Source organism: Burkholderia sp. LMG 13014, from assembly GCF_905232215.1.
In the GTDB taxonomy this organism is placed as follows: domain Bacteria; phylum Pseudomonadota; class Gammaproteobacteria; order Burkholderiales; family Burkholderiaceae; genus Burkholderia.
In genome coordinates, this window is the sequence record NZ_CAJNKE010000261.1 from 1 (window position 1) to 8,108 (window position 8,108).

The following is an 8,108-nucleotide window of genomic DNA, read 5'->3' on the forward strand; positions in this document are numbered from 1 at the left end:
TGCTGCCGAGCGGCGCACCGCCCGCCGTCACCACGTAGTCGAAGCTGTAGGTGCCGGCCGCGCTCAGGCCGAGATTGCTGTCGGTATAGGTCGTCGTGCCGGCCGGCAGCGTCGCGATCTGCTGGCCCGCGCGGTACACCGCGATCGCGCCGCTCGCGGGCGCCGCCCACGTCAGCACGACGCTGTGGCCGTCGGTGCTCGCCGCGCCGGCGAGCTGCGACACCGGTTGCGTGCCGATCAGTTCGCCGCCGTCCATCTCGTATGCGGACGGCGCGGGCAGCGCGCCGAACTGCGCGAGCACGGTCGGCGCGATGTCCGCGATGCTGGCGCGCGTGTGCAGGTCGGCCAGCGACGCCGGCTGCGCGGCGCTGCCCAGCCGCCCGTTGTCGGCCTGGTTCATCGCGATGAAGGTCGTCGATTCGGACAGCAGCGGCAGGCCGTCGCTGCCGCCGGCCGCGTTCAGGCCGTGGCCGCCGGTGACGACGACCAGCCAGTTCTCCTTGTTGCGCTTCGCCGTTTCGGCGACGAGCGCGCCGACGGCCGCGTCGAGCTGCTGCAGCGTGTTCGCGTACGCCGATGCGCCGAGACCGTAGTTCAGCGCCGCATCCTGCGCCGAATGGTACTGCGCGACGACGAGCGAGTAGCCCTGCTGGATCATCGTGGTGCCTTGCTGCGTGACGCAGCTGTCGACCGCCGCGCAATTCGCGAGCGTGTCGAGGCTGCCCGCGTTGCGCCCGGCGGTCAGCAGCGACGCGAGTGCCGACGACCCGACGGCCGCGCCGAGCAGACCGGCGTTGGCGGTCTTCAGCGTGTCGAAGGTAGTGGGCGCCTGCAGCGCCTGGTTCGGTGCGTCGGACAGCACCTGGTGGCGGTTGCCCCACGCGCCGGTGAGCAGCGTGGCCCAGCTCGGCGCGTCGAGGTTCGGCTGCTGCGACAGCAGGCCGTTGACGCCGCCGCTGTACGCGGGCGCGATGTGCAGCTTCGCGAGGTTCGGCAGCGTGCCGCCCGCGATGCCGGCCTGCAGTGCCGCATAGGTGACGCCGTCGAGCTCGATCACGAGCGCGCGGTTCGCGACCTGCTGGCCCGGCGGGTTGCCGCCGTTGCCCTTGCCGTTATCGGTGCCGCCGGACCCGCCGGCCGCGTTCGCCAACGCACCGGTCGCACCGCCGGTGCCATCCATGTTGCCGCCGCACGCGCCGAGCGCGCCGACCAAGGTCAGCCCGCACAGCAGCCGCGCGAGAGTGGTCTTCCTCATGTTTCCCCCTGACTGGACTATCCGGACACGCCCGGAGATCTGCCCGGATTCTGCTCAGGGGATGCGATGCACGTATTTCGTTTTGCAGAAGCGTGCCGATACAGGTATCAGTTTTTTTGGGGAGCGCCGGCCGCGTGGAACGGCCGACGCTCCGGCGGAAACGTTACCGCCGGCCGTCGAGCGCCCCGAGGATCCCGTACGCGGCCTTCACGCGGTCCTCGTTCGGATAGCTGCGGTTCGCGAGCATCACGATCGCGATCCGCTTCGACGGGACGAACGCGACATAGGTACTGAAGCCGTTGGTCGAGCCCGTCTTGTTGATCCATGTATCCGCGCTCGGCGCGAGCGGCGGCTTGATCGCGGCGGCCGGCAACCCGTCGCGCAGCATCTTCATCGAGTTGCCTTCGAGCAGCGTCGGCAGCGCGGCCGGATACGGATACTGTTCCCAGATCAGGTCCTGCGTCAGCGGCCCCGCGCGGAAATAGCCGGTGTGCGTGCGTTCGAGCGCGCGCTGCAGGCGCGGCGCGGTTTCGATCAGCCCCATGTTCGCCTGCACGAAGCGCAGCAGGTCGGCCGCCGTGGTGCGCACGCCGTAGGCCGGCTGCCACAGCATGCCGCCCGTCATCCGGATCGGCTTGCCGTCCTGCGTATAGCCCTGTGCATAGTCGGCCTGGCGCGCGTCGGGCACGTTGATATACGTGTGCGTCATCCCGAGCGCGGGGAGGAGCCGCTGCTCCATCAGCACCGCGAAATCCTTGTGCATCGCCTTCGCGGTAAGCCACCCGAGCATCCCGACCGACACGTTCGAATACGTGCGGTACGTACCCGGCGCATGCGCGGGCCGCCACGCGTCGAGATAGCGGATCAGGCCCGCATCGTCGCGGATGCTGTCCGGCACCTGCACCGGCATCCCGCCGGACGTGTGCGTGCCGAGATCGAGCAGCGTCACGACGCCGAACGGCTTGCCCTGCACCGCGGGCAGGTACTTGCCCGCCGGGTCGGCGAGCGACAGTTCGCCGCCCTCCTGCGCGTCGGCCGCGAGCGTCGCGGTCAGCGTCTTGCTGACGGAGCCGATCTCGAACAGCGTGTCGCCGGTGACGGGCTTGCCGGTTTGCGTCGACATCACGCCGTAGTCGAACACATAGGGCTTGCCATCGGCGACGATGCCGATCGCCATGCCGGGAATCGCGTACTGCTTCATCAGCGGTGCGATATGGCGGGTCACGGTGTCGTGGAGGTCGTCCTGGGTGGCGGCGGCCGCGCGGCCGGCCGTGGCGGTGGCGCACGCGGCGACGAGCAGGGTCGCGGCGAAGCGTGTCGCGTTGAATCGCATGGTTGCGGTTCCTTTGATTTCTGATGGTTGCGTGGACAACGGATCTGGCCGCGCCATGCGGAAATCGCAGTGGCCGGCCTGCCGAAGCAGGACTATCCACTGCCGGCCCGCCGCCAACAATCGACGATATGTTGCGCGAGCCGAAAGAAAAACTTATGCGATAGGCGAAGCGCCGGAACACACTGCCGCCAGCGCGGCGCGCTCGACGGTGTGCCGGGAACACCGGAACACCGATACACGCGCCGCCAAGCGTGCGGCCACGGGAGCGACACGCGCGGGACGTTGCCGGACGAGCGGTACGGCAGGCCGGTCACGGCGCGTGCGATCCCCGGCGCCGGCAACACGGTGAGGTGAGCGTGTCAGCGCGGCAGCCGGTCGAGGAACGCCAGCATCGCCGCGTTGAATCGCGCGGGTCGTTGCAGCGGTGCGAAATGGCTCACGCCGGGCAGGATCGTCAGCGTCGCGCCCGGAATCGTGCGCGCCAGATACGCCGCATGCTCGGGCCGGATGAATTCGTCGTGCTCGCCCAGCACGATCGTGACCGGCACGGCGATCGCCGCGAGATCCTGCGCGTGGTAATCCGGTTGCGTGCGCATCATTTCGCTGACGGCCGCGACGAATGCATCGAACTGGTCCGGCGTCGCGGACAGCGCTGCGTAGTCCTTGCGATGCCGCGCGAAGCAGCGCTCGAGCAGCGGGCTCGGCGCCATCTCCTTCGTCCCGCCCGGATCCATGTTGCACGCGAAGAAGAACACGCCGGCTGCGCGTTCCGGCGCGCGATCGGCCAGCACGAGCGCGATGCACGCGCCGTCGCTCCAGCCGACGAAGCGCGCGCGGTCGACGTGCAGCGCGTCGAGGACGGCGAGCACGTCCGACGCCATGCGTTCGTAGGAATAGGGTTGGTCGTCGCGCGTGCTGCGGCCGTGGCCGCGGCTGTCGATCACGATCGCGCGGTAGCCGGCCGCGAGCAGCGCCGGCACCTGGTTGCCCCAGTTGCCGCCGTGACCGAGGCCGCCGTGCAGCAGCACGACCGGCGGGCCGTGGCCGAACGACGCGTGCCAGATGCGCGCGCCGTCGTGTTCCAGCCATCCTTGCGCATCGGCCGCCGGCAGCGGCGTGCCGCCCTGCGCGTCGAAGCGGACGAGGTCGTCGTCGATTTCCGCATTCATCGTTCTGCCGTCCTGTCGAGGGAGACGCGCTTGCGATTGTAATGCGTGCGGCCGACGCGGCCGCAACCGGTCAGGCCTGCGTCGACACCAGCCCGCCCGTCGACGAGCCGCCCGACTTCTCGATCACCGCCGCGAGTTGCGAGATCGCGGTGGCCAGCGCCCCCGAGATCGCGCCGGCTTCCGCGCTCAGCGACTGCTGTTCGATCGCCGCGGCCGGGTCGTCCTTCGCGCGCTGGGCCGCGCTCGCCATCTGGCGCTCGATCGTGGCCAACTGCTTCTGCAGCCGCTCGATCAACGCTTTCAGTTGGGCCACCGCAGGGTCTTCCGACGACGCGCCCGATGCACCGAGCGTTTCGCCGGTGGCGCCGGTCGAACCCGGTGCGCCGGTGGTGCCCGTCGTACTCGTCGCGCCATCGGTGGAGGACGCGGCGGCGGGCGCGGCCGAGGTTGTCGCCGCGGCGGCCGACGAAGCGTTCGTGCTCGGGCTACCGTCCGCCAGCGGGGCGCGCGTGGTCGTGGAGAAATCGATCTGCATCGTGTCGGTCCGTGTGTAGGTAAGCGAATCGTGACTGGGGCGGAAGTGCCTTCCAACTTGTTTACGGCATTCGTCACACGAAACTTGAGTATCGGGACCGGACTGATTTGACGGAAGATCGCGTTCTTTTAGCTTCGAAAGGGCCAGATTAGCGACATCGCGGCGCTGGTAAAATTGCCGCTTCGCCAGCGGAATCCGCGTGCCGACCGCCTCCGGGCGCGAGCGCGCAACGCCGCCGGTCTCGACTCCCGCCCTGCCGGGCGCGGCACGCCACGCGTGTCGACGCCGCGGTCGCGGCTGCGCGGGTCGCCTTTTCCGTCCGCCTGCGTGCCCCGCTCGCCGATTCGAGCGGCGAACGCCGTGCGGCGCGCGCTCACTTCATCACGCATTCGAGGAACATACGATGGCCCGCATCGGCGCCTTCTGCATCACGACGTGGCTTGCCGCCGCGATTCTCTACTTCGGCCAGCACTCCGTCGCGATGATCGCGTTGAGCGGTGTCGTCGTATTCGGCGGGTTCGATCTGCTGCGTCCGTAAGCGCGCACGGTCGCGACGGCTGACGCGACTGTGATAGCCTCTCCCGCACCATCCGTCACGCGCACGCCTCGCTGGCGAACAGGAGAAGGGTGTTGAATCGGAACCTGAATCGCCACCCGTCGGCCATGGCCTGCAAGGTGTGTGCGGTCCACGCCCCCATCTGCGGCCTGGTCGATTTCTCGCGCAGCGGCGCCGACTTCATGACCGGGAAAAAAGTCGACCCGTATGCGGGAATCCCGATCTACTACCACGCTTGCGAGCAATGCGGCTTCACGTGGGCGCCCGCGTTCGACAGCTGGACACACGACGATTTCTCACGGCATGTGTACAACGCCGACTATGTGCGCCACGACCCCGAGTATCTCGAGATCCGTCCGCAACAGCAGGCCGACCTGATCTGCGCCAGTTTTCCGGACATGCGGGAAGGCCGGATTCTCGATTTCGGCTCGGGACTGGGCTTGCTGGAACGGAAACTGTCAGCGCGCGGCTTCACGGACGTGACATCGTACGATCCGTTCTCGCACCCGGCGCCCCCCGAAGGCACGTTCGATACGATCCTGTCGTTCGAAGTGTTCGAGCATCATCCGGCGCCGTTCGACCTCTTCGACCAGATCATGCGTTATCGGAAGCCCGATGGCGCGCTGCTGTTCCAGACATCGCTGATCACCCGGGACATCATCGATCGCGGCCTCGATCAGTGGTCGTATTGCATCCCGCGCAACGGGCACATCTCGTTTTACACCCCGCAGTCCCTGACGCTGCTTGCCCAACGCCACGGGCTCGAATATGGCGCGATCAGTCCCTGGCTGCACGTCATCTTCGATCGCACCGCGACACCGCGCTGGCTCGGCAAATTTCTCAATCCGTAACGGCTTGCCGGCCATCCTGCCTGCGACGAACGCCGCGCGCAGGGCGGAACCCTGCGCGTGCCCGGTTGCGTTTATCGCGCGCCGGCCCGGCGCATGCGCCGCGCGGTGGCGGAACCGCCGGCCGTCATCTGCGTGAACGGAACGAACGGGAAAGTCGTGCGCGTCAGCGCGGCAACGTCCGCAATGAAGACGGGCCGCCCGTCAGCGCGATCCGCTTGCCCGTATCGCGCAGCTTGCCGCCTTCCACCGCATAGAGCGCCAGTTGCCGTTCGACGTTGAACTGCACGATCACGTGCCGGCTGTCGGCGGTGAATACGATGCCTTGCGCGGCTTCGCCGCCGGGCAGCTCGCTCACCTTCACGGCCTGCCCGTCGCGGATCGCGAACAGCAGCACCTTGCCGATCTTGTGGCGGCCCGGATTGTCGGGCGTCAGGTTCGAGCCGTCCATCGCCTGCACGGCGATCCACTTGCCGTCCGGCGAGATCGCGACGCCTTCCGGCAGCGACGGCACCGTCAGGTACTGGACCGTGCGGAACGGCACGCGCGACACGTCGATCAGCGCGATCGAATCGGCGTCGCCGGCCAGGGTGCCCGTATAGCCCGGCAGCCCCGCGAGCCCGACATTGCTGACGACGGCCCAGCGGTTGTCGCTCGACACGTCGATCGTGTAAGGCGCGACGCCGGCGCTCAGGCGCGACCCGCTGTCGGTCACCTTGCCGTCGTCGACGTTCAGCACCGCGACGCCCTGCTCGTCGCGCAGCGACACGAGCGCATGCTTGCCGTCATGGGTGAAGCTGATCCCGGCCAGCCGCTTCTTGCCGATCTTCAGGTTGCCGTCGAGCGTCACATGCGTGCCGTCGATGCGCAGGATCGACACGCTGCCGTCCACGTTCGCGACGAGCGCGAGCTTGCCCGAGCGATCGATCGCAATGCCTTGCGGATGCGCGCCGAGCTCGATGCGCGTGACTGCGGGCGGCGCGGTGTCGAGATTCACGACCTGCAGGAACGTGTCGTACATGAGCTGCTTCGCGGCCGTGTCGTAGCGCGTCGGTGCGGCGACGAGCGCGAGCTTCGCGTCGGGCGTGATCGCGACGGCCTGCGGCGGCCCCTGGATGCCGTTCTCGACGTCGACCTGCAGCGCGACCTTCGGCGGGAACGTGCTGGCGTCGAGCAGCGTCAGCGTGTCGGCGGGCGGCGAGGCCAGATAGGTGTCGCGGCCCTCGACGCGCTGGTACTTGCCGTCGTTACCGGACACGATCCAGTCGGCGGCGTGCGCGGCAACGGCCGTCGTGGCGAGGGTCAGCGCGGCGAGCAGGCGCGCGCTGCGGGGGCGGAAAGGGTTCGAATGCATGGCGGTCGGTTCTCCGGGTCGGTTGCGGATGCAATGGATGGCTCGACCCTGCTGCTCGACGGGTCGATGCCATCGCATGATGCCCGAAAGCCGGCCAATCCGGCGTCTCGCACCCGGTTTGTTGCCGTCAATCCGTCCGTCGCGCGCCACGCGGCCACTCGCCGACGTCGTCGAGCGGATACACCGGCCGCGCAAGCCGCTCGTAGCGGAACAGCCCGTAGTCCGAGCCCGTCACGCCACGGCTGTCGCACTCGACCAGCGCGGCCGCGATCGGCACGAACACCGGCCGGCAATACATTCGCGATTTGAGCAGCAGGAAGCGCGCGCGGCGCGGATCGACGCCGACGCTCTCGAATACGCCGAGATCCCACGGTTCCTGTGTGCGTTCGGTCACGACGAGTGTGGCCGCGCCGATATCGAGCACGGCCGTGCGGCCCATGTACGCGCGCTGGCCCGTGTAGGTCGGCCCCGTGATCACGTATTCGCCGTCGGTGAGCGCGCGCACGACACCCGTCGCGCGAAACGGCTCGCGCCGCACGCCGCCGTGCGACGGCAGGCGATTGCCGACCGATACCGTGACGGTCGCGCCGACCCCCGCGTCGATCAGCGCCGCGACGGCTTGCGGGTCGCACAGCGGCCCGCTGACGATGCCGTCGAGCCCTTGCGCGAGCGCGGCCTCGAGCAGATCCATCGTGTCGCACGGGCCGCCCGACATGCAGTTGTCGCCGTGATCGAGCATCAGCACCGGGCGATCCGCACCGCGCGCGAGCGCCGCGGCCTGCGCAACCGATTCGGCGAGCGGCGCGCTCCGATAGACGAAGTCGTCGCGCTCGTCCCAGATCTGCCGCGCGATGCGCTCGGCGACGGCATCGGCCGCGGCCCGGTCGCCATCGGCCACCACGACGACGCTGATGCACGGCGCGGGAATGTCCGCGAGCGAGAAGCCGGGCAGCACCGATACCGCGAGCATCCCGTCGGCCTCGGCCGCGCGCGCGGCCTCCACCGCCGGGCTCGTATACACATCTCCGCGCCCACGAGACTAGGCATGATCTCGTATG

General features: G+C 68.9%; 6 protein-coding genes and 2 pseudogenes. 2 read left to right on the top strand and 6 right to left on the bottom strand.

From position 1 onward, the window contains the following. The 4 genes and pseudogenes from JYJ84_RS22295 to JYJ84_RS22310 all read right to left on the bottom strand — a co-directional run. Nucleotides 1-1,255, bottom strand: a pseudogene (locus JYJ84_RS22295) (hypothetical protein); the annotation flags it as partial. A 163-nt stretch (nucleotides 1,256-1,418) separates the two neighbouring features. Beyond that, nucleotides 1,419-2,588 carry a class C beta-lactamase gene (gene ampC / locus JYJ84_RS22300; protein WP_175223467.1) on the bottom strand — a complete coding sequence of 390 codons (1,170 nt, stop codon included), beginning with the start codon at nucleotides 2,586-2,588 and terminating at the stop codon, nucleotides 1,419-1,421. Between the two features lie 359 nt (nucleotides 2,589-2,947). Continuing rightward, complete coding sequence (locus JYJ84_RS22305) at nucleotides 2,948-3,757, bottom strand: alpha/beta fold hydrolase (protein WP_175223468.1); 810 nt, start codon at nucleotides 3,755-3,757, stop codon at nucleotides 2,948-2,950. Nucleotides 3,758-3,827: 70 nt separating this feature from the next. Further along, on the bottom strand, nucleotides 3,828-4,292 hold the full coding sequence (locus JYJ84_RS22310; protein ID WP_175223469.1) for a hypothetical protein: 465 nt from the start codon (nucleotides 4,290-4,292) through the stop codon (nucleotides 3,828-3,830). A gap of 403 nt (nucleotides 4,293-4,695) precedes the next feature. Between JYJ84_RS22310 and JYJ84_RS38275 the strand changes: the two genes are divergently transcribed. Beyond that, entirely contained in the window at nucleotides 4,696-4,830 is a 135-nt protein-coding gene (locus tag JYJ84_RS38275; RefSeq protein ID WP_006405345.1) for a hypothetical protein, read from the top strand. An 89-nt stretch (nucleotides 4,831-4,919) separates the two neighbouring features. Further along, entirely contained in the window at nucleotides 4,920-5,699 is a 780-nt protein-coding gene (locus JYJ84_RS22315) for a class I SAM-dependent methyltransferase (RefSeq protein ID WP_236027704.1), read from the top strand. Nucleotides 5,700-5,862: 163 nt separating this feature from the next. On the opposite strand, the gene JYJ84_RS22320 is transcribed toward JYJ84_RS22315, so the two are convergent. Further along, on the bottom strand, nucleotides 5,863-7,050 hold the full coding sequence (locus tag JYJ84_RS22320; protein ID WP_122950100.1) for a YncE family protein: 1,188 nt from the start codon (nucleotides 7,048-7,050) through the stop codon (nucleotides 5,863-5,865). Nucleotides 7,051-7,177: 127 nt separating this feature from the next. Next, nucleotides 7,178-8,056 (bottom strand): annotated as a pseudogene (locus JYJ84_RS22325) (MlrC C-terminal domain-containing protein); the annotation flags it as partial. Nucleotides 8,057-8,108: the final 52 nt, after the last annotated feature.

Excerpts from the sequence above, each read along its gene's own strand:
- ampC (WP_175223467.1), bottom strand. The coding sequence starts at position 2,588 with ATGCGATTCAACGCGACACGCTTCGCCGCGACCCTGCTCGTCGCCGCG.
- JYJ84_RS22320 (WP_122950100.1), bottom strand. The coding sequence starts at position 7,050 with ATGCATTCGAACCCTTTCCGCCCCCGCAGCGCGCGCCTGCTCGCCGCG.
- JYJ84_RS22310 (WP_175223469.1), bottom strand. The coding sequence starts at position 4,292 with ATGCAGATCGATTTCTCCACGACCACGCGCGCCCCGCTGGCGGACGGT.
- JYJ84_RS22305 (WP_175223468.1), bottom strand. The coding sequence starts at position 3,757 with ATGAATGCGGAAATCGACGACGACCTCGTCCGCTTCGACGCGCAGGGC.
- JYJ84_RS38275 (WP_006405345.1), top strand. The coding sequence starts at position 4,696 with ATGGCCCGCATCGGCGCCTTCTGCATCACGACGTGGCTTGCCGCCGCG.